Genomic DNA, 20,779 nt, shown 5'->3' on the forward strand with positions numbered 1-20,779 from the left:
GCACTCTTGACTTACAGAATGCTTATAGAGACATATGTGCGCGTTTCACCTGTTTATGGTGGTAATTACGGTATCGGGGCGGATTTTATGATCAAGGATTTCGACAAGCTCAAGCAGCAGCTCAACGAGCTTTCGGAGGCGGTGAACAAGTTTGAGTCGGAAGCCGTTCAGCTTCGTGTGGTGGAACTGGTCCTGGGCCAGAATGACCCCCGACCTGGCGGGTTTTCCGAGGGGGGGATCAATGATTTCATCGCCGGCCCCGGTATGATGCAGGTCGTGCGGAGCACGTCTCGCCCCGGTCGACGCCGGACAACCACTGACAGTGCCAAGGGCGCCGTGGCTGCCTTGAACGATCTGCTTGAGAGCGACTTTTTCGATGCCCCCCGAACCATCGGCGATATTGTTGCTCGCTGTCAGGAGACATTCGGCATGCGCTACAAATCGAACGCCTTTTCGGGGCCGCTGTCGCGCCATGCGCGCACGGGCGTCTTGTCGCGGGAGAAGAATGCCGACGGCAAGTTCGTTTACGTCAAGCCGGGGACTGACTGAGCGCGGAGGCAGGATCGGCCTTTGCACGATGTGCGGCTAAACCCGCTCGACAAAGCCGTCGAGCACGCGCTTTTGGCCTGCCTTATCGAAATCGATGGTGAGCTTGTTGCCCTCGATCGACGAGACGTTGCCATTGCCGAATTTGAGGTGGAACACCCGGTCACCGACCTTGAAGGCAGAGGGCGTGTCGGACACGGATTTGGCGACAAGCTCGCCTTCGATCACGCGACCCTTGACCGAGCCGCGGCCTGCGCCATAGCCCGAATCCGCCTCGCCATAACCGATGCGCTCCACCTGATGGCCGGAGCGGTTGCCCCAATTGCGGGTGGTTGCTTCGGTGCGGTTTTTCTGGGCGCGCTGCCAGCCGGGCGTGGCATAGCTGTTTGAAAAGGCGGGCTGATCGTCGAAGCGGGATTTGCCATAGGGGTTCGGTCGGCCGGGCTGGCCGGCGGAATAGCCGCCATAGCTGTTGCTTTCCTCGGCCACATCCACATGGGCCTCGGGCAGCTCGTCGAGGAAGCGTGAGGGGATGGTCGACTGCCAGAGGCCATGAATGCGCCGATTGGAAGCAAACCAGATGTGCAGGTTTTTCTTGGCGCGGGTGAGGCCGACATAGGCGAGGCGCCGCTCTTCCTCCAGGCCCGAGCGGCCACCCTCATCGAGCGCGCGCTGGTGGGGAAAAAGGCCTTCCTCCCAGCCGGGCAGGAACACGGTGGGGAATTCGAGACCCTTGGCGGAATGAAGCGTCATCAGGCTGACGGCATCAAGTTCCTCGTCGCGTTCGGCATCCATGACGAGCGCGACATGTTCGAGAAAGCCGCGCAGACTGTCATAGTCCTCCATGGAGCGGATCAGCTCCTTGAGGTTTTCAAGCCTGCCGGGAGCCTCGGCGGAGCGGTCGTTCTTCCACATGTCTGTATAGCCGGACTCTTCAAGGATGATCTCGGCAAGTTCGGTGTGGGGCGTGCGGTCGAGCATGCCCTGCCAGCGCTCGATATTGTCAACCAGCGTACGCAGCGAGGCGCGCGGCTTGGGCTTCATCTCCTCGGTGCCGACGAGATCGCGCGCGGCCTGCAGGAGGGTAGCTTCGCGCATGCGCGACACGTCGTGGATCTGCCGCACGCTGGCTTCGCCCAGCCCGCGCTTCGGCGTGTTGACGATGCGCTCGAAGGCGAGATCGTCAGCGGCCTGCGCAACGATGCGGAAATAGGCCATGGCATCGCGGATTTCCATGCGCTCATAGAAGCGGGGTCCGCCGATGACGCGATAGTTTAAGCCCAGGGTGACGAAACGGTCTTCGAATTCGCGCATCTGGAAGGACGCGCGCACGAGGATGGCGATGTCGTTGAGCGCGTGGCCCTTGGCCTGAAGCGCCTCGATTTCCTCGCCGACAGCGCGAGCCTCCTCTTCCGAATCCCAGGCGGCATGGACCTTGACCTTGGGATCGTCGGGATCGGACTGTTCGGTGAACAGCGTCTTGCCAAGCCGCCCCTCATTGTGGGCAATGAGGTGGGAGGCAGCGCCCAGAATATGGGCAGTGGAGCGGTAATTGCGCTCCAGCCGGATGACGGCGGCACCGGGAAAATCCTTCTCGAAGCGCAGGATGTTGTCGACCTCGGCACCGCGCCAGCCATAGATGGACTGGTCGTCATCGCCCACGCAGCAGATGTTGACGGGTTCGCTGCTCTTGGGGCGCTGGGCCAGAAGCCGGAGCCACATATATTGCGCGGTGTTGGTGTCCTGATACTCGTCGACGAGAATGTAGCGGAACTTTCGGTGATAGTCGGCAAGCACATCCGGATTGTCGCGCAGAATGCGGATCGGATGGCACAGGAGATCGCCGAAATCGACGGCGTTGAGCGTCTTCAGCCGGTCCTGGTAGGCGGCGTAGAGTTCACGGCCCTTGCCATTGGCAAAGGCGCGGGCATCGCCCTCGGGAATGTCCTTGGGCGCGAGGCCCTTGTTCTTCCAGCCATCGACCATCTGCGCGAACTGGCGCGGCGGCCAGCGCTTGTCGTCGAGCCCTTCGGCCTGGATGATCTGTTTCATCAGGCGGATCTGATCGTCGGTGTCGAGGATGGTGAAAGAGCTTTTGAGTCCCGCCAGCTCTGCATGCTTGCGCAGGATCTTGACGCCGATGGAGTGGAATGTGCCAAGCCAGGGCATGCCCTCGATGGCCTCGCCCACCAGGGTGCCAATGCGCATCTTCATCTCGCGCGCAGCCTTGTTGGTGAAGGTCACGGCCAGGATCTGCGAGGGATAGGCGCGCCCGGAGGCCAGAATATGCGCGATGCGGGTGGTCAGCACCCGTGTCTTGCCGGTGCCGGCGCCGGCGAGCACCAGAACGGGCCCCTCGGTGGTCTCGACGGCAAGACGCTGCTCGGGATTGAGAGCATCGAGGTAGCGGGTGTCGGGACCGCCCGAGCGCGCGGCCATGGCGCGCGCGGCAATGCCGGAAGGCTTTTGCGCTGCCGGGGGAGGCGGGGTGGGGTCGTCCTCGTCGAAGAACGGAATATCGTCAGGAAAGCCGGACATCGGACCTGCATATGGTGATTCGGGGGGCAAAGCCCAAGGATGTTTTCCATTTGTACCGGTTTGCGGGCCTCGAACCAAGGTGCTGACAGCCGGCAAATTCATCCGTTCTGGTTATCAGTGCTCACTCTCGCAAAGCGAATGGTCGGAAAGGGCGCGAAGAACGTAGCAATCGCAAACCGTGCCGTTGTCACAGCTATCAACGATGCGTTGCAGTTCATGCTCAAGTTTCCGGAGGCGCGCTATGCGCTCGCGCACTTCCTTCAAGTGCTCTTGGGCGATGCTGTCGGCTGCTTCACACGGTTTTTCGGGATGGCTGCTCAGTTCTATGAGTGAGCGAATGGCGTCTATGCCGAGGCCGAGATCGCGGGCATGCCGAATGAAGGTCAGGCGATCCACGGCGTCGCGGCCATAGCGCCGCTGGTTGCCCGAAGAGCGTTCGGGCGGTTCGATCAGGCCGGTCTCTTCGTAATACCGGATTGTCGGCACTTTCACGCCCACCCGCTTCGATAGTTCTCCGATGGACCACATGAGGATCGCTCCTAACTTTTATTGCCGGAGATATAGGGATTGGCGGTCAGGAGCGAAAGTCTGCCGTCGCTCACGCGGGTGTGAATGGACCTCAGCCACACGGACTATAGTCTTTGCACAGCGGGGTCCAACAACAATCGGGAGTGAATTCATGCAGGATCAGCCCAAGATCACACAGGCGATGATTGATGCGTATGACGAATACACGCATCTCACACTCGATCGCCGCGCTTTCATGAACAAAATGACGAAGCTTGCAGGCTCGGGAGCTGCTGCTGCAGCTATCGTGCCGATGCTCGCCGCCAACTCTGCGCGCGCGGCGATGGTGGCTGAAGATGATGATCGCCTTGCGTCGGAGGATATCACCTACCCGGGCGACGGCGGCGATATGGCGGGATATCTGGTTCGCCCGACCGGTGCGGAGGGAAAACTTCCGGCGGTGATTGTCATCCATGAAAACCGGGGCCTCAATCCACATATCCGCGATGTCGCGCGGCGCATGGCGATTGAGGGTTTCGTTGCGCTGGCGCCCGACTTTCTTTCTCCCTCCGGCGGCACGCCGGAAGACGAGGACAAGGCGCGTGAAATGATCGGCCAGCTCGACGGCGGCCAGACGGTGCGCAACGCAGTTGCAACGCAGGCGTTTCTGGCTGGACACGATGCGACCAACGGGAATGTCGGCGCCATCGGTTTCTGCTGGGGTGGTGGGCTGGTAAACCAACTGGCCGTGAACGATCCCGATCTTGATGCAGGTGTTGCCTATTACGGACGCCAGGCTGATGCGGCTGAAGTTGCCAAGATCGAAGCGCCGCTGCTGCTCCACTATGCCGGGCTCGACGAACGGATCAACGCAGGGATCGACGCTTATCGCACCGCGCTCGAAGAGGCCGGCAAGGACTTCACCATTCATGTCTATGAGGGCGTGAACCACGCGTTCAACAACGACACGTCGGAAGCCCGCTATGACAAGGAAGCCGCTGATCTGGCCTGGGAGAGAACGGTGGCGTTCCTGAAGGAACAGCTGTCCTGAAACTCAGAACGGGTCGAAAGGCGCCGGATCATAAGCGATGAAGAGGCGCTTCTGGCGCGCGGTGCGGACGATGGCGCGGACATAGATCAGGTCGATGGGAATTGGCCTGCGGTTTCGCTCGAGCCAATAGAGTTCGTCCTCAATGGATTTCAGCGCGCGCCAGAAGTCGTAATCCGTGATCTCGTGTGTGCGCGCGAGACCGTCCGACAGGGCTTTGGCTTCCTCGTTCAACACCGGGCTTTCCGCCAACCACGAATCGAATGCGTTTATGAAGGATGGTCGGCGTGCCGCTTGAGCGCTTCAAGCGGAGGGCATGGTTAAACTTGTGCAAAGATGCTGCCTTAACCGGTATGGTTAATGAAAACCTGCTTTCATGATGCGAGCGGGCGGATCTTGTAATCCGGCAGCCTATCTGTGCTCTTCCTCACTCATATCCACGAGCGCGCGGTTGAAGAAGCGCAGTGCACGGACATGGCTTGCGAAGGCGATGACCTTGCTCGGATCTTTCAGATCGACCACCGGCAGGCGGTCATGCCCGCCCTTGTCGAATGCGCGCAACGAAGCTTCCAGCGTATCGGTTGGTTTGAGTGACGGAGCACCAGTTTCGGGGTCATAGGTGACCGGCTCGCCCTCATCCTCCAGTGGCTCCATGAAATCCATGACGCGAATGGATTGGCCGAGGGCCCGGTGAGGGCCTTCGACAAGGAAAAGACCGCGCATCTCGAGCTGCCATTGGAACCAGGAATGGCCGTGAATGGTTTGGGTGATGCCGTGCGCCACGGCGACGGTCAGCAAAAGTGCGATTGAGAGTTCGTAGCCACCGGTCAGTTCAAACACGATGACGGTTGTAGATATGGGTGCGCCCAGAACAGCGCCGGCGACGGCTCCCATGCCGAGGATGGCGTAAAGCCCCTCGCTTGAGGCCATGGTGGGAAAGACCGATGCAGCGATGATCCCGAATGCGCCTCCCGTAAGCGCCCCGAGAAAAAGGGCTGGTGAAAAGATGCCACCACCAAAGCGCATGGCAAGCGTTATGGACGTGGCGGCCGTTTTCACAACAATCAGCGCCAGCATGGTCATGAGCGGCAGGCGGTTCCACAGAGCCATGTCGGTGATCTCGTAGCCCACGCCCAGCACATGCGGGAAGACGACGGCGATGCCCCCGACAATCAGGCCGCCGACGAGGGGACGCGTCCAAAGCGGAATACGGATCCCACGAGCCGCATAATCCGAGACGAAGAGCGAGAACTGAAAGAGGATCGCCACCACGGCTGCCGTGCCCCCCAGAAGGGCGAAGGCCGGGAATTCCCAAAATGAGGTGATCTGGTGTGTGGGAACCAAAAACGCGGCGGCGCTCCCGAACCAAAGCCGGGATGCCACCGCGCCAGCAGCCGAGGCAATGACGATGGGGACGAAGGAGCGCATGGCGTAGTGGCCGAGGATGACCTCATGAGCAAAAAGAACGCCGGCAATGGGAGCGTTGAAGGAGGCGGAAATCGCGCTGGCAACACCTGCGCCCAAAAGGGTGCGCCGACACCATTCGGGAAGATTGGCGCGCCATGCAATCGCTGTTGCCAGAACGGCGCCCAGATGGACCACAGGGCCCTCGCGTCCTGCGCTTGCGCCTGAGCCGAGTGACAGGGCGGTGACGAAAGCGGAAAGCAGGCCTTCACGAAATCTGAGCTTTCGCCCCGACAAGGCACGCGCTTCGATGACATCGGCCACGGCACCTGTGCGCCGCGCTTCAAGGCGTGTGAGGAGAATGCCGACCAGGAGACCGCCGACAACGGGACCGGCCATGATCCAGTACCAGGGCAGGGAGAGGGCCGCCGTGAACACACGTTCCGAACTCGTGCCGAGCCAGAAGAGCTGGAAGAAGCCGATCAGCTCGCGGAACGCAATTGCCGCGATCGCCACTGCGAGGCCGAGAAACAGCGACAGGAGCCAAACGAGGGGCAGCCGCGCCTCGAGGAAGGCGCTGATATTCGGCTCGATCCACGTTCGCAGAATCTGTGGCAGACGCTGTATCAGCTTGAGAAGGGGCATGCGAAACCCTAGCGCTTCCGGCGGCGGATGGCGATGGAGCGGCCGGCCTGTTCCGGTTGCGGGAGCGATTTGTGCATGGCGAACATCGTTTCGATGCGGCCAAGCACATCTGCGGGAAAGGGCGTGACCTTCGGGCCTGACATATCGATGTGCAACGTCAGCGTCTCGCAGGTGGCGGCCAGCCAGCCGTCCTCGGCATGGCGCAGCTCCTGATAGGAATGAAGGCGTTTTTCGTCATGATCGAGGAGCTGATAGGTGCCACGAACCTTGTCTTCAAGATGAAGTTCGCGCAGGTAGCAAAGGTGGATTTCCGCCGTGTAGGTGGTCAGGCGCCGGTCTGCCGCATAGCGCGCGCCCATTCCAAACCCCTCAGACACTTCTTCATAGGCACGGTCGAAAAGAACCGTGTAATAGGCCATGTTCAGATGACCGTTGAAGTCGATCCAGTCCTTCTGCAGCTCGAAGACAGATGAGCAATGGAGTGCTTTGTCTGGCATTGTGTTTCTCTATCCCTGGCTGCGGACTATGTTCGACTTGCATCAGATTCGGATAGAAACGAAAACGATCCTGTGCGGCAAGGGTTGGACCACCTGATTGGAGAAGTTGAATGGCGCTTGCGGAATTGGAACAGGTAGCAAGGAACGAAGAAGGTGTTCGGCTTGTGCTGGACCTTTTGCGTCAGCGTTATGGGGAGCGGCTGGCCACCGGACATTCGGTTCGCGAGCAGCATGCCCATTCCACGAGTTATATCCCTCCGCAATTGCCGGACGCGGTCTTTGCGCCGCAAAACGTCGAGGAAGTTCAGGATGTGGTGCGCATGTGCGCCGAGCATCGCGTGCCTGTCATTCCCTTTGGGACAGGGTCTTCTCTGGAGGGCCACGTGAATGCGCCGGGCGGCGGGATCTCTCTTGATCTGATGAACATGAACCGCATTCTTTCCGTCAATGCCGAAGACCTGGATTGCACCGTGGAGCCCGGTGTGACGCGTGAGGACCTCAACCATTATCTGCGCGATACGGGCCTGTTCTTCCCGATCGATCCAGGCGCAAATGCAAGCCTGGGAGGCATGGCCTCGACGCGAGCATCGGGCACCAATGCAGTGCGCTACGGGACGATGCGTGACAATGTGGTGAACGTGCAGGCTGTGATGCCGGATGGACGGCTGATCACCACAGCACGGCGCGCCCGCAAGACATCGGCCGGCTACGATCTCACGCGGCTTCTGGTCGGTGCCGAGGGCACGCTGGGCATCATCACCGCGTTGACCTTGAAGCTTTATGGCATTCCTCAGGCCATCTCGGGTGGCGTATGTCCGTTTCCGGACGTCGAGTCGGCGTGCCAAGCGGTGATCACGACGATCCAGATGGGCGTGCCGGTGGCGCGTATCGAGTTCGTCAATGCACTCGCGATGAAGGCCATCAACGCCTATTCCGATCTGAATTACCCCGAAAGCCCGTGCCTGTTTGTCGAGTTTCACGGAAGCGATGCCGGCGTAAAGGAGCAGGCTGAAACCTTTGGCGAAATCGCGGAAGAGTTCGGAGGCGGCCCGTTTCAGTGGACGAGTGTTGCGGAGGAACGCACCAAGCTGTGGAAAGCACGCCACAACGCCTATTGGGCGAGCGTCGCGCTGCGACCTGGAACGCGCGGCATCTCGACCGATGTCTGCGTTCCCATTTCGAGGCTTGCCGAGTGCATTCTGGAAACCGAGGCGGATATCGAGGAGCAGGGGCTGATGGCCACGGTTCTCGGCCATGTGGGCGACGGCAATTTTCATGTGCTCGTTTTGATGGACATGGACGACCCGAGGGAAATCGAGCAGGCCGAAGCTTTTGTCGCGCGCCTCAACAAGAGGGCTCTTGCCATGGATGGCACCTGTACGGGTGAACACGGGATCGGGCAGGGCAAGATGCGGTTCCTGGAGGAGGAACTCGGGGATGCGGTGGATGTTATGCGGGCGGTCAAACAGGCGATCGATCCGCTCAACATCATGAATCCCGGCAAGGTGGTGGGAAGCCGGCGGCTATAAGCGATACCTTGTGCGACCATATGGCCGACCGGCGCTTTAATGTCGTTGAGAGCGAGCGAGATAGAGTCTGTATATCGTTGAATCGTGAAAGCGCTCTAACTCATTGTTTTTACGCGATTCCGTACGGAAAACCCGTTTCCACTTTTTCTGGAATTGCACTAGTGTAGGCCAACGGCGTTTGAACCAGGGAGAGCAATCTGGCCCGGCTGTTTGTATTCTTCGGTGGACTTGTGGTGCTGGCGCTGACCTCGGCGCTCGTTGCCCCCTATTTCATCGACTGGAATCATTACCGATCCGCGTTTGAGCGTGAAGCGGGGCGGGTGCTCGGCCGCGACGTGCGGGTGGAGGGCACCGCGCGAGCACGGCTTTTGCCGTTTCCCTCGCTGACCTTCACCGATGTGGTTGTGGCCGGCGAAACGCCGGATGCACCGGGCATGACGGTGGACGAGTTCTCCATGCATGCCGAGCTTGCTCCGTTTCTGCGCGGCGAGGTGCTGATTTTCGACATGCAGCTCACGCGGCCGAAGGCACGTATTTCTGTGGCCGCGGACGGCGGAATCGACTGGGCCGTGCGTCCTTCCGGGCCGTTCGACCCGCGGCAGGTAACGCTTGAAAACGTCAGTATCGTCGATGGCGCGGTGACCCTTCGCCATGAAGCGAGCGGGCAAATTCATCAGGTGTCCGATATCGATGCGGAGCTTTCCGCTCGCAGCCTGGCGGGACCCTGGCGGATTGGAGGATCGCTCGCTTTCGACGGTTTGCCAATGCGGGTTTCCGTTTCGACGGGTACGCTTGGGGATGACGGGCGCATGCGGTTGCGGATCGATGCATTGCCAGACGATCTTCCTGTCAGGGTGGCGATGGACGGTCAGGCGCGCATCGAAGACGAAGCCGCCTATTATGACGGCACGTTTGCGCTGAACACCTATAGCCAGGAAGCGATGGCCGAGCTGCGCGAGGAGGACGAGCAGGCCCCGGCTCTCACCACGGGGGCGGCGAGCAACCGACTGACCGGCAGCTTCGATCTCAGGCACGATCAGCTTCTGGTTGATGCGTTTCGCTTCGAGACGGGGCCAATTGATGCCCCCTATAGCGCAGAGGGCAGGGCGCGCATCGAGTTTGGCAGCGCGCCGCGTTTTCTCGTAGAGGCGGACGGAGCCCAACTTCGTTTTGAGCCGGAGGAGGGTGAAAGCGGCTCTGTCGCCGGACTGGACCTCAATGCACGCTTCAACGCGTTTGCGAACCTCATGCGCGCTCTGCCGGCGCCGGGCATCCCCGGTGAGATCGCAATCAACCTACCGGCAATCGTGGCCGGAGACACGACGATCCGGAATATCGAACTGCGGGCGCAGCCGGCTGACCGCGGCTGGTCGATCGGCTCTGTGGCCGCGACGCTGCCCGGCCGGACGCGCCTGGAAGCCAGTGGCCTTTTGACCACGCGCGATGCCCTTGCCTTCAAGGGACGGATGCTGCTCGCGATCGCACAGCCATCGGGCTTTGCTGCCTGGATTTCGCGCGATGTGGATGATGCCATCCGTCGCCTCTCTTCGGCCGGTTTCAGCGCAGATGTGGATCTCTCGCAGCGCGCACAGACCTTCGAAAGGTTGGAGCTTATCCTGGGCGGCGCACGCTTCAATGGCCGCGTGGAACGGCAGGCGCCGGACGATGCCAAACCCTCTCTGGACATTGCGCTCGAGGGGGAGGCGCTCGATCTGGACGGTATTCGGGCTTTTGCCTCGCTTTTCGTGAATGACGCCGGTGTGAACAGGCTTTCCGGACATGACGTGGATCTCGCGGTGAAGGCGGGACCCGTTGCTGCCGGAGGTGTGGAGGCGGACACGGTCGACACGGCTCTGCGCCTGCGCGCGGGCGTGCTTGAGATCGACAGGCTGACACTGGGCGGGCTTGCCGGCGCCCAGATCAGCGCCACAGGGCAGCTTCGCGATTTCTCCACCGCGTTGACGGGCCAGATCGACGCGACGATCCTGTCGACCGATCTTGCCGATCTCGCAATGATGGCGGCCGACCGCTTCCCTGAAAACCGCGTTCTGGAGGGTATTGCCCAGCGGGCCCAGGCCTTTCCGGGGCTTTTGGAAAATGCGGAAATCAACCTTGTCGCCAGCGCGGCCAACAACAGGGACGGTACGGTGGGGCTCGCGGTCAGCGCGGAAGGGGAGGCCGGTGGCACCGATCTCAGCTTTTCGCTCTCCGATCGCAGCCCCAGGGACGATGCGCTGCAGGGCGAATTCAAGCTTTCCGCGACGGCCAGAAATGATGATGCCGCGGTGCTTTATGGCCTTGCAGGCCTACCGGCGCTTCCGCTCGGGTTGGTTGGCGATGCCAAGCTTGAACTTACGGCCTCGGGCTCGCTGGCAGATACGGTCAGCACACAGGGTGCGGTCACCGGGCAAGGCTTTACCGCATCTTTCGACGGTGAACTGGCCAACGCCCTCTCGACACCTGCTCTTTCCGGCAGGGTGCGCGTGGAGAGCGATGATATCGAGCCATGGCTGGCTGTCGGCGGCGTCGTGCTGCCGGGATTTGGGCTTGGATTGCCCGTCGAGCTCGCAGCGGCGCTCGAGTGGAGCGAAAAGGTGGTCGTGCTCTCCGGGCTCTCAGGTGTGGTGGCCGGAACCGATCTGAGTGGCGATTTCAACATTCTGCGCGATGGCGGCAAACCGCGTATCGACGGCGCCCTACGCCTGGCGCGTTTTGACCTTGCACCGGCGGCAGAGCTCGTTCTGGGACCGGATGTGTTGTCGGGCGAGGAGAGCGGGGCCTGGCCTCAAGAACCGTTTGCTGGCGATGTCAGTCTGCCGTTTGCAGCCGATCTCGACCTTCAGACGGACGCGCTCTGGGCTGGGTTCCTCTCGGCTGGGCAGGAGGCTAGCCTGAAGCTGAAACTCGACGATGAGGGGCTGACGGTTTCCGATCTGAAGGCGGCGGCCTTTGACGGTTCGATCGAGGGTTTTGCGACGCTTAAAAACAATGCCGGAACCGGGCTTCTGACGGCGCAGATCGGATTGAAGGAGACGGCGCTGGACGCGCTTATGCCGCAGGGGAGCCTTCGAGGTCGTCTGAGTGGCCATGCCAGCGTGACAGCCAGCGGCAAGACCGTGAACGGCATGGCCTCGGCTCTCACCGGATCGGGCTCGGTCACGGTGAACGATTTGAGCATACTTGATCTCAACCCGCAGGCTTTGCCGCTGATCCTTCAAAAGGCTGATGTTCTGGGCAATGAGATTGATGCCGCACAGACCGAGATTTTCGCACCGCCTATTCTTCGTGACGGCGAATTTCAGGTGGGAAGCACCGAGTTTGCCTTCACGATCGCCGGAGGTGTTGCACGCACACCGCCAATGCGACTTGAGGCAGAGGGAGCCATATTGACCACGACGGCATCGGCTGATCTTCAGCGCATGACGGTCGAAACGGACGGGGCGCTGGTTTTTGATCCCGGTCTCGAGGCGGTTGTGGGGGCGGAGCCTCGCGTGGACCTGGTGGCATCGGGACCGTTTGGCGATGTAGAGGCATCGCTTTCAATCGGGCCGCTTGCTCAGTTTTTGACCCAGCGGGCGCTGGAGCGCGAACAGGTGCGGGTGGAGCGCATGCAGTCGGTGCTTCTGGAAAAGCAGAGGCTGCGCCGCGAGGCACGCTATTTCGCAGCACTCCAGACCGAACGCGAGCGAGCGGAAGCAGAGCGCCAAAGACTGGAACGCGAACTGCGTCAGAAGCGCGAGGCGGAAGAAGCAGCGCGCCGAAAGGCAGAACGAGACGCCGAAGCTGCGCGCCGAGCTGCAGAGGCTGAGCGTGCTGCAGAAGCGCGAAAGCGCCAGCAGCAAAATCCCCCGCGCGAAAGCGCCATACCCTCGGAGGTCGAGCGAGCTCCGCTGGAGGCTCCGGAAGGCGCGAATTCGCCTGATGCGGTTTCAGAATTCTTTCGCTCGAAGAACCTTTCTCCCGAGAGGCTTCGCGAACTTCTGGGCTCAGACGGGGGGTGAACTGAGGGTCAAGCGTTGTCGGGAGTCCGGGTTTTCAGATCCTGAAGAACATAGAGCCGCAACCGGGAAGAGAGATTGTTTTCGTCTTGGCGGGCAGCGTCCACCTCTGCAATAAGCGCTGCCAACGAGATATTTCTCCGCCGGGCAATGCTCTCCAGCTCGGCAAGGAACGGCTCTTCTAAAGATACACTTGTTTTATGGCCACGGATGCTGACCGAACGCTTGGCGATCCCGCTCATTTGGGCGGGGTGTCCCGCTTCTCTTCGCGTTTGTGCCCTTCAAGCAGGCTCACTGAACGCGCCTGTTGGCTCTCATTCAAGAGGCGTTCGGCCTTGGTGCGTCCGTGAAGGATCCGATTTTCCGTGGCGCGCTGCTCTTTCTCTTCGCGGGCGCGGCGCTTGCGCTGCTGCCTGAGATTGACCAGTTCGCCCATCATCACTTCTTTCGGAAAGCGTCGAGGGATACGACTTCGGCCCCTTTGCCTTCGGATGCAGGAGCTTCTTCCTTTACGGGATCGCTTTCTGTCTCCGCCTTTTCCTTCTTGGTCTTTTTTGCCGGCTTCTTCCTGGCAGCGGGCTTTTGCGTTTCTTCGGCAGTATCTTCGGGATAAACCTCGGTAATGTCCGCGGATTGCTCGCCTTGCTCCGGCTTGACGTCGAACTCGAGCTCGAAGTTGACCGAGGGGTCGTAGAAACCGCGGACTGCGGAGAAGGGCACGCTCAGCATTTCGGGAACGTCGGCAAAGGACAAACCGACCTCGAAGCCAGTCTCGCTGACTTTCAAATCCCAATATTGATACTGCAATACGATTGTCATCTGCTCGGGATAACGCTCACGGAGCCGCGAGGAGACGCGGACGCCAGGAGCGTTGGTCAGGAAGGTGATGAAGAAGTGGTGCTCACCAGGAAGTCCGGTGCGCGCAACTTCTGCCAGAACCTTGCGCATTACGCCACGCAGAGCGTCCTGAGCGAGAATATCGTATCTTATGCGGTCTTCGGCCATCAACAGGAACCGGTTTGTGAATCTTCGACCTACCTCTAATCAAGGACTGTGCTCAGGTAAACCGGCAAAAGCCGGGTTCCGCTGCGTCAAGCGCGCAAAGCGCGGTCGCCCGACGATATTTCTTCGTTTTCCGACCGCTTCCTGCCATAGGCGCGCAGGAAAGTTTTGACCGCGCAGGCGGCTGTTTCCTGAAGCCGATTGCTCCCCAGCTTCTCGCCAAAAAGAGCGGGGATCTGCAATTCGGTGTTCACCAGGGCAAGGAATTGACGTGCCGCGATGTCGGGGTTGTCGAGATCAAGATGCCCTGCATAGGCCAGACGGGCGAAGCGAGCGGCGAGCGCAGACCAGACCTTGCCCGGCCCGTCGGTGCGCCAGCTGGCGAAGAGCTGCGGATGCCGCTCGCCTTCGCTCTGGATGAGCTTGCGAAGATATTTCCCATCCTCGTCGCACAGGCAATTCTGCGTCAGGCGCACTGCAAAGGCGACAAGTTCCTTTTCGAGGTTTTCGGGATGATCGGGAAAGGTTGCCAACACCTCGAAACTACGGGCATTGCAGCGCTGGGTGATTTCGGTGACGACGGCTGCGAACAGCTTATCCTTGTCGCCATAGTGATTGTATACAGTTTGACGCGAGACCGAGGCTTCGGCGGCGATCATGTCAATGTTCGCGCCGGCATAGCCTTCCCGGCAGAAAACGCGCGCCCCCGCTTCGAGAATGGACACGCGCTTGGCCGCATGTCCGCGTGTCGGGAGCCTGTCAGTAGCGTTGATCGCATCCATAAAAAACATATATGTGTGATTGACAAATTAGACAAGACTGTCCAAAAATATAGTCAATAAAGATCAGCTTTGTGAGCCGCGCCATGCTGGCAGCTGCGCCGGGCCTTCTCCTTAGTGTTTTGTCTTGAATTTGACGCCGATCGCGGCGGTCACCTTTTCTGAAAGCGAAAATCCATGACCACAAGATTTCTGCGCATTGCGCTGGTTCTTGGCCTTCTAACTGCCGTCGGCCCGTTCGCCATCGATATGTATCTGCCGGCCCTGCCGTCGATTGGCGCAGACCTCGATGCAGGCACCGTTCCGGTGCAGATGTCACTTCTGGTGTTTTTTCTGTCGATGGGGTTGGCTCAGATCATCGTTGGACCGATTTCCGATATGGTGGGCCGCAAGGTCCCACTCTATGCCGGGCTTATTGTTTTCATCATCGGCAGTATCGGGTCGGCGCTGGCCAACAATATCGAAATGCTGATTGCGTTCCGGTTCCTACAGGGGCTGGGGGCTTCGGCCGGAATGGTCGTACCGCGCGCTGTGGTGCGTGATCTTCACACCGGTACCGAAGCGGCGCGGCTCATGTCGCTCTTGATGCTTGTGTTCTCCATCTCGCCCATTCTGGCTCCGCTTACGGGGAGCGTGATCATCGCCACTCTTGGGTGGCGGGCGGTATTCTGGTCCGTGACTGTCGCTGCAGTGTTTGGCCTTTTCCTTCTTGCAACCGCGCTGAAGGAAACAAGGCCTGTTGAGGAAAGGAAAGGCAGTTCTCTGCGAACGGCGCTTGCCGGCTATCGTTTTCTCCTCGGGGATCGAAAGTTCATGGGGCTGACGTTCATCGGCGGTTTCGGCATTTCCAGCTTCTTCGTTTATCTGTCCAACTCCTCCTTTGTGCTGATAGACCACTATGGGTTGTCACCGACACTCTACAGTGTCTTCTTTTCCATGAATGCAGTGGCGTTTTTCACCATGTCGCAGCTCACGGGGCGGTTGACGGAGCGATATGGTCTCCGGCGTGTCGTGCGGGTCGCTGTCGTTTCCTACGCGACGACAATCGTGGCCATGTTGGTGGTCATGGCATCGGGGCTGCAGTCGCTGTGGGTGCTGGCCGCGTTTCTGTTCGTGGGCTACGGGTTTCTGGGACTTGTTATCCCAACCACTTCGGTTCTGGCGATGGATGATCACGGCACCATTGCCGGCACTGCATCGGCCCTGATGGGAACGCTGCATTTTGCCATCGGGGCCACGGCCATGGCTGTATCGGGGCTGTTCTTTGACGGGACGCCATTGCCGATGGTGACGAGCATTGCCGTGTGTGCCGTGCTCGCGCTTTCTTTGACCCATCTGACGCTGGGACGCGATCAGCAGCCTGCGCGGGCGGCAGCCGAATGAGTTCGGATGGCTGGCAAGGCTGTTTCTGGAGGGGCGCTGAGGCGCCCTTTCTTTTGCGGGCGGCAGGAACACTCCCGCCGGAAAAAACGGAAACTCACAAAATTAAAAAACTGGAAGAGTGGAGGCTTCTGTTGCCAGGTGCCTCCGAACCCCGCCTGAAGGTGCGAACCCTCAGGAGTTTAAGTGAAGCTATCGCGCTGCATTAAGCAGCGAGACGTGCCTCCGCATAGTTGTCGTTTGCAACTACTGGTTTGACCCGATAACGGTGGTATCATGCCGAGCGAAAGTCCGATCTTTACACCCTCGTCGATCCTGTTTCGCCCCCGTCAGAAGCCGTCAGCGGACGCATGGTCTTCGGCGGTTTCTGGTGGAGGCGCCGGGCACTGCCCCCGGGTCCGAATGGTTTATTACACCGGCAGTTTATCGCCATAGTCGGTCGAGCCGACGGTGCGAATATAGTGAGGCAACCGGAGCAAGAAAAGGGGGATTCTGGCGAAAAGTCTTTTCGGCATTGACTTGACGTCATGCTTTGCGGAATGTCTGCAATGGTGTGGGAAGAACTTTGGCAAACGTTGAGGTTGCGTTGCTGGCCGGATCGTGTCGAAGGGGGCCCACGATTTGAAACGAGGGAAAAATCATGGCCGATTATCTCGCGGATGTCCGCAAATATGATGCAACCGCTGACGAGGACATCGTCAACAAAATCGTAAAGCATCTTGGCATCGCGTTGCGCAACCGGGACTCGTCGCTGGTCTCGTGTACCGATTCCAGCGAGCTTGATCGTGTGCGCGAGAGCTGGTGCATGAAGAAGCTCGGCGAATCCGACGGCGCAAAGTGCGATTCCATCATCGAGAAAGTTTGCGAGACAATGTCCGGCGACAATTCGAAAAGCCGCGTGACCTTCTACTATCTTGTGGCGAAGCATCTGGGCAAACTGTCGAGCCTCTGAGCTTCTGGCTACGCCATTTGTTCATGCTGCGCCCCTGCCAGCTCGGCGGGGGCGTTTTCATTTGGGTGTGAGAGAGCGCGACAATCAGCGTGCCGGGCACTTTTCGTGCTTGCTGTCTGCTTTATGATGCGGCGACAACCCCAGCCCGAATCGGACCACCATGCGCCAGTATCTCGATCTTCTTTCCCATGTTCTCGAAAACGGCGTCGACCGTGACGATCGCACGGGAACGGGTACGCGCGGCGTTTTCGGCTATCAGATGCGCTTCAATCTGGAAGAGGGGTTTCCGGTCCTCACCACGAAGAAGCTGCATCTGCGCTCCATCATTCACGAATTGCTGTGGTTTCTGAAGGGCGATACGAATATCGCCTACCTCAAGGAGAACGGCGTTTCGATCTGGGACGAATGGGCAGACGAGAATGGCGACCTCGGGCCGGTTTATGGGGCTCAATGGCGTTCGTGGCCGGCACCGAACGGTGGGCAGATCGATCAGATCACGAATCTTCTTAAAGGGTTGCGTGACAATCCTCATTCGCGGCGGCATGTGGTTTCGGCGTGGAACCCGGCCGAGGTCGATTCCATGGCACTGCCGCCATGCCATTGCCTGTTCCAGTTCCATGTGGCGGAGGGGCGGCTCTCCTGCCAGCTCTACCAGCGCTCTGCCGACATCTTTCTCGGCGTGCCCTTCAACATCGCGTCCTATGCGCTTTTGACCATGATGGTGGCGCAGGTGACGGGGCTGCGGGCAGGGGATTTCGTGCATACGCTGGGCGATGCACATCTTTATTCCAATCATTTCGATCAGGCGCGCGAGCAGTTGACGCGGACACCAAAGCCGCTGCCGACAATGTGGATCAACCCCGACGTGACCGATCTGTTTGCATTCCGTTTCGAGGATTTCCGGCTGAAGGGCTATGTGGCCGACCCGACGATCCGCGCACCGATTGCGGTTTGAGCGGGAGGGAAGCTGATGAGCGTCGAACTGGTTGTTGCGATGGCGGAGAATGGCGTGATCGGGCGCGACGGGGATCTGCCCTGGCGGCTTTCCACGGATCTCAAGCGCTTCAAGGCCATCACCATGGGCAAGCCCGTTATCATGGGGCGTAAGACCTGGGAGAGCATTGGCAAGCCGCTGCCTGGTCGGCGCAACATCGTCGTCACGCGGCAGGCGGACTATGCTGCTGAAGGGGCGGAATGCGTATCTTCCCTGGACGTGGGGCTGGCTTTGGCAGTGGCTGGCGACGCCGGCCAGGATGTGTGCGTGATCGGTGGGGGGCAGATTTATCGGGAAGCGATGGACAGGTCCGATCGCCTGCATGTCACGCATGTCTATGCGCAGATCGAAGGGGATACCGTGTTCCCTGAAATCGCCCCCGAAATATGGGAGGAAGTCTCTCGCGAGGAGGTGCCGGCGGGCGAAAAGGACGTTTACGCCACCTCCTATGTGGTCTACCAACGACGCTGAAGAGGCAGGGCAGGGCTCTCTTTTCGCTGGAAAGAGCGGGAAACGCGGCGGGCTGCCGCGTTGAAAGAGGATTTGCCGCTACCTATAACTGACCGGATGGGAGAGCTGTCCTCGACGGACGGAACCCGGATCGAGAAAAGGAACAAGAATGCCCTGGAATAATCAAAGTGGCGGAGGCGGCCCTTGGGGCGGCGGCAATAACGGAGGCCCCTGGGATCAGGGACCGCGTGGGCCGAGTGGACCGCAGGGATCTCCGCCCGATCTGGAAGAGATCATCAAACGCGGCCAGGACAGGCTGAAAAACGCGCTGCCCGGCGGCGGCGGCATCAGCCCGGCCATGATCGGTCTGGTGCTTCTGGCGCTGGCGGGTCTGTGGCTTTTCAAATCCGTTTATACGGTGCAGCCGGACGAACTGGCCGTGGAACTGCGCTTCGGTAAGCCGAAGCCTGAGCTTTCCGAGCCGGGGCTGCATTTCCATTGGTGGCCGATCGAGACTGTGGAGAAGGCTTCCGTTGCCGAGCGGCTGGTGGATATCGGCCAGACCAGGGGCGGGGCTTCCAGCGGGCTCATGCTTTCCGGTGATCAGAACATCGTCGATGTGAAGTTTTCCGTTGCCTATCAGGTTGCCGATCCTGCTGCCTATCTCTTCAACGTCGCCAACCCCGACGAGACGCTGCGCCAGGTGGCTGAAAGCGCCATGCGTGAGGTTGTCGGCCGGCGTCCGGCACAGGACATTTTCCGTGATGACCGCCAGGGCATTGCCGAAGATGTGCGTGTGACCATTCAGACAGCGCTCGACGAATACGGCACGGGGCTGACGGTCAACGCGCTGTCTATCGAGGACGCCGCACCGCCGCGCGAGGTGGCCGATGCGTTCGATGAGGTGCAGCGCGCCGAGCAGGACGAAGACCGTTTCGTGGAGGAGTCCAACCAGTACTCCAACCAGAAGCTCGGTCAGGCGCGTGGTGAAGCCGCGCAGATCCGCGAAGAAGCGGCTGCCTACAAGAACCGTGTCGTTCAGGAGGCGGAAGGTGAGGCGCAGCGTTTCATCTCTGTCTATGACGAATATGCCAAGGCTCCGGCGGTGACGCGCAAGCGTCTGTTCCTGGAGACGATGGAAGGCGTGCTGCAAGGCTCGAACAAGGTGATTGTCGAGCAGAATGGCGGACAGGGCGTCGTGCCTTACCTGCCATTGCCCGAACTTCGCCAGCAATCGCAGCAGCAGCCGCGTGGAACCGCGGGAGGGAGCAACTAATGTCCAACCGTCTTCCCATACTCGTCATCATTGGCGCGGTTCTGCTCTTCCTGCTCTATTCGGCGATTTTCGTCGTCAACGAGCGTCAGCAGGCCATTGTTCTTCGTTTCGGTGAAATCGTCGACGTGAAGACCGAGCCGGGCCTCTATTTCAAACTGCCCTTCGCTTTTGTCGAGGCGGACAATGTCCAGATCATCGAAGACCGCATCCTGCGCTTCGATCTCGATGACATCCGCGTGCAGGTTTCGGGCGGCAAGTTCTACGAGGTGGATGCGTTCATCGCCTATTCGATCAACGATCCCCGCAGGTTCCGTCAGACCGTTTCGGGCAGTGTCGCGCTGGCTGAACAGCGACTGCGGACCCGTCTTGATGCGGCCTTGCGCCGGGTCTACGGTCTGCGTGGCTTCGAGGCGGCTCTTTCGGAAGAGCGTGCATCCATGATGCGTGAGGTGGCCGAGGAATTGCGACCTGCCGCTGCATCGCTGGGGCTTGAGATCGAGGATGTGCGCATTCGCCGGACCGACCTGACGGCGGAGGTCTCCCAACAGACCTATGACCGCATGAAGGCGGAACGACTGGCGGAGGCGGAGCGCTTGCGTGCACGTGGCCGTGAGGCTGCCGCGCGCATCCGCGCCCGGGCCGATCGTGAAGTGGTCGAGATTCTGGCTGCCGCCCAGCGCGAATCGGAGATCCTGCGCGGTGAGGGCGAGGCGGAACGCAACGCCATCTTTGCCGAGGCATTCTCGCGCGATGAGGACTTCTTCGAGTTCTATCGTTCGATGAACGCCTATCAGCAGGCTCTCGACCCGAACGGGACCACCATGCTTTTGTCGCCTGATTCGGAATTCTTCCGTTTCTTCAACGACTCCAGCGGCGGTGGAGCCCGCGTGTCAGCGCCGGCTGCTCAGGGCACCGCTGCCGGCCAGTGACCGGCGGTTGACATGAGCGATTTCATTGCCGCCCTGGGCCTGGTTCTCGTCATCGAGGGCCTGGTCTATGGCGGCATGCCGAGGCTGGCCAGAAAACTCGCCCAGCAGGTTCTTGAAATGCCGGACAGCGCGCTTCGCGCAGCGGGCGTCTCGGCCATGGCGCTCGGTGTGTTGGTGATCTGGCTTATACGAGGTTGAAACAGTTTGCGGCCCGCATGGAATTCCCGTGCGGGCCGCAAACGTGCCGTAATCAGGCCCAATCATACAGATGTGAAACGCCTGTTAATGGAATCCAGTCAGTGTTG

Annotated in this window: 20 protein-coding genes and 1 other RNA gene; 11 read left to right on the forward strand and 10 right to left on the reverse strand. The window is 60.2% G+C overall.

The genetic code is table 11. The features are described from left to right. Positions 1 to 18: 18 nt before the first annotated feature. Positions 19 to 549 carry a hypothetical protein gene (locus tag H7H48_RS09960; protein WP_229448905.1) on the forward strand — a complete coding sequence of 177 codons (531 nt, stop codon included), beginning with the start codon at positions 19 to 21 and terminating at the stop codon, positions 547 to 549. Positions 550 to 585: 36 nt separating this feature from the next. Here the strand turns inward: H7H48_RS09960 and H7H48_RS09965 are convergent, their stop codons facing one another. Both H7H48_RS09965 and H7H48_RS09970 read right to left on the reverse strand, forming a co-directional pair. Continuing rightward, on the reverse strand, positions 586 to 3,084 hold the full coding sequence (locus H7H48_RS09965) for an ATP-dependent helicase (protein WP_229448906.1): 2,499 nt from the start codon (positions 3,082 to 3,084) through the stop codon (positions 586 to 588). Positions 3,085 to 3,198: 114 nt separating this feature from the next. Further along, positions 3,199 to 3,612: a helix-turn-helix domain-containing protein gene (locus H7H48_RS09970; protein ID WP_229448908.1), complete on the reverse strand. Its 414-nt coding sequence runs from the start codon at positions 3,610 to 3,612 to the stop codon at positions 3,199 to 3,201. A gap of 151 nt (positions 3,613 to 3,763) precedes the next feature. On the opposite strand from H7H48_RS09970, the gene H7H48_RS09975 reads away from it, so the two are divergent. Beyond that, on the forward strand, positions 3,764 to 4,642 hold the full coding sequence (locus tag H7H48_RS09975) for a dienelactone hydrolase family protein (RefSeq protein WP_229448910.1): 879 nt from the start codon (positions 3,764 to 3,766) through the stop codon (positions 4,640 to 4,642). Positions 4,643 to 4,645: 3 nt separating this feature from the next. On the opposite strand, the gene H7H48_RS09980 is transcribed toward H7H48_RS09975, so the two are convergent. From H7H48_RS09980 to H7H48_RS09990, 3 genes are all read right to left on the reverse strand, one after another. Further along, complete coding sequence (locus tag H7H48_RS09980) at positions 4,646 to 4,873, reverse strand: hypothetical protein (protein WP_229448911.1); 228 nt, start codon at positions 4,871 to 4,873, stop codon at positions 4,646 to 4,648. A 177-nt stretch (positions 4,874 to 5,050) separates the two neighbouring features. Then, positions 5,051 to 6,688, reverse strand: coding sequence for a chloride channel protein (locus H7H48_RS09985; protein WP_229448912.1), 1,638 nt, complete (start codon positions 6,686 to 6,688; stop codon positions 5,051 to 5,053). Between the two features lie 8 nt (positions 6,689 to 6,696). Next, positions 6,697 to 7,185 carry a thioesterase family protein gene (locus H7H48_RS09990; RefSeq protein ID WP_229448913.1) on the reverse strand — a complete coding sequence of 163 codons (489 nt, stop codon included), beginning with the start codon at positions 7,183 to 7,185 and terminating at the stop codon, positions 6,697 to 6,699. A 110-nt stretch (positions 7,186 to 7,295) separates the two neighbouring features. Here H7H48_RS09990 and H7H48_RS09995 point away from each other — a divergent pair, with 110 nt between their 5' ends. Continuing rightward, entirely contained in the window at positions 7,296 to 8,714 is a 1,419-nt protein-coding gene (locus tag H7H48_RS09995) for an FAD-binding oxidoreductase (RefSeq protein ID WP_229448914.1), read from the forward strand. A gap of 206 nt (positions 8,715 to 8,920) precedes the next feature. Then, the gene (locus H7H48_RS10000; RefSeq protein ID WP_255663670.1) at positions 8,921 to 12,715 is read left to right on the forward strand and encodes an AsmA-like C-terminal region-containing protein; all 3,795 of its coding nucleotides are present in this window, start codon (positions 8,921 to 8,923) and stop codon (positions 12,713 to 12,715) included. A gap of 8 nt (positions 12,716 to 12,723) precedes the next feature. On the opposite strand, the gene H7H48_RS10005 is transcribed toward H7H48_RS10000, so the two are convergent. From H7H48_RS10005 to H7H48_RS10020, 4 genes are all read right to left on the reverse strand, one after another. After that, positions 12,724 to 12,954: a ribbon-helix-helix domain-containing protein gene (locus H7H48_RS10005; RefSeq protein ID WP_229448916.1), complete on the reverse strand. Its 231-nt coding sequence runs from the start codon at positions 12,952 to 12,954 to the stop codon at positions 12,724 to 12,726. Then, a complete protein-coding gene (locus H7H48_RS10010) occupies positions 12,951 to 13,151 on the reverse strand; it encodes a DUF4169 family protein (RefSeq protein ID WP_370633342.1) in 201 nt (66 codons plus the stop codon). The genes H7H48_RS10005 and H7H48_RS10010 overlap by 4 nt, the downstream gene beginning before the upstream one ends. Then, positions 13,151 to 13,717 (reverse strand): SspB family protein, encoded by a 567-nt coding sequence (locus tag H7H48_RS10015; protein WP_229448917.1) that lies wholly within the window; start codon positions 13,715 to 13,717, stop codon positions 13,151 to 13,153. The genes H7H48_RS10010 and H7H48_RS10015 overlap by 1 nt, the downstream gene beginning before the upstream one ends. A gap of 86 nt (positions 13,718 to 13,803) precedes the next feature. Further along, entirely contained in the window at positions 13,804 to 14,505 is a 702-nt protein-coding gene (locus tag H7H48_RS10020; RefSeq protein WP_229448918.1) for a TetR/AcrR family transcriptional regulator, read from the reverse strand. Between the two features lie 165 nt (positions 14,506 to 14,670). Between H7H48_RS10020 and H7H48_RS10025 the strand changes: the two genes are divergently transcribed. Next, on the forward strand, positions 14,671 to 15,876 hold the full coding sequence (locus H7H48_RS10025) for a multidrug effflux MFS transporter (protein ID WP_229448919.1): 1,206 nt from the start codon (positions 14,671 to 14,673) through the stop codon (positions 15,874 to 15,876). A 117-nt stretch (positions 15,877 to 15,993) separates the two neighbouring features. Here H7H48_RS10025 and ssrA read toward each other — a convergent pair. Next, positions 15,994 to 16,361: a transfer-messenger RNA gene (ssrA, locus tag H7H48_RS10030) on the reverse strand. Positions 16,362 to 16,513: 152 nt separating this feature from the next. On the opposite strand from ssrA, the gene H7H48_RS10035 reads away from it, so the two are divergent. From H7H48_RS10035 to H7H48_RS10060, 6 genes are all read left to right on the forward strand, one after another. Beyond that, positions 16,514 to 16,825, forward strand: coding sequence for a DUF2853 family protein (locus H7H48_RS10035; protein WP_229448920.1), 312 nt, complete (start codon positions 16,514 to 16,516; stop codon positions 16,823 to 16,825). Between the two features lie 160 nt (positions 16,826 to 16,985). Beyond that, positions 16,986 to 17,780 carry a thymidylate synthase gene (locus H7H48_RS10040; RefSeq protein ID WP_229448921.1) on the forward strand — a complete coding sequence of 265 codons (795 nt, stop codon included), beginning with the start codon at positions 16,986 to 16,988 and terminating at the stop codon, positions 17,778 to 17,780. 15 nt (positions 17,781 to 17,795) lie between these two features. Continuing rightward, positions 17,796 to 18,290: a dihydrofolate reductase gene (locus H7H48_RS10045; protein WP_229448922.1), complete on the forward strand. Its 495-nt coding sequence runs from the start codon at positions 17,796 to 17,798 to the stop codon at positions 18,288 to 18,290. Between the two features lie 148 nt (positions 18,291 to 18,438). After that, positions 18,439 to 19,545, forward strand: a complete 1,107-nt coding sequence (hflK, locus tag H7H48_RS10050) for an FtsH protease activity modulator HflK (protein ID WP_223021047.1) — start codon at positions 18,439 to 18,441, stop codon at positions 19,543 to 19,545. Beyond that, positions 19,545 to 20,474, forward strand: a complete 930-nt coding sequence (gene hflC / locus H7H48_RS10055) for a protease modulator HflC (RefSeq protein ID WP_229448923.1) — start codon at positions 19,545 to 19,547, stop codon at positions 20,472 to 20,474. Before hflK ends, hflC begins: the two co-directional genes overlap by 1 nt. Positions 20,475 to 20,486: 12 nt before the next feature. Further along, entirely contained in the window at positions 20,487 to 20,672 is a 186-nt protein-coding gene (locus H7H48_RS10060; RefSeq protein ID WP_229448924.1) for a DUF2065 family protein, read from the forward strand. Positions 20,673 to 20,779 lie beyond the last annotated feature (107 nt).

Source organism: Nitratireductor sp. B36 (assembly GCF_020833685.1).
Taxonomy (GTDB): domain Bacteria; phylum Pseudomonadota; class Alphaproteobacteria; order Rhizobiales; family Rhizobiaceae; genus Nitratireductor.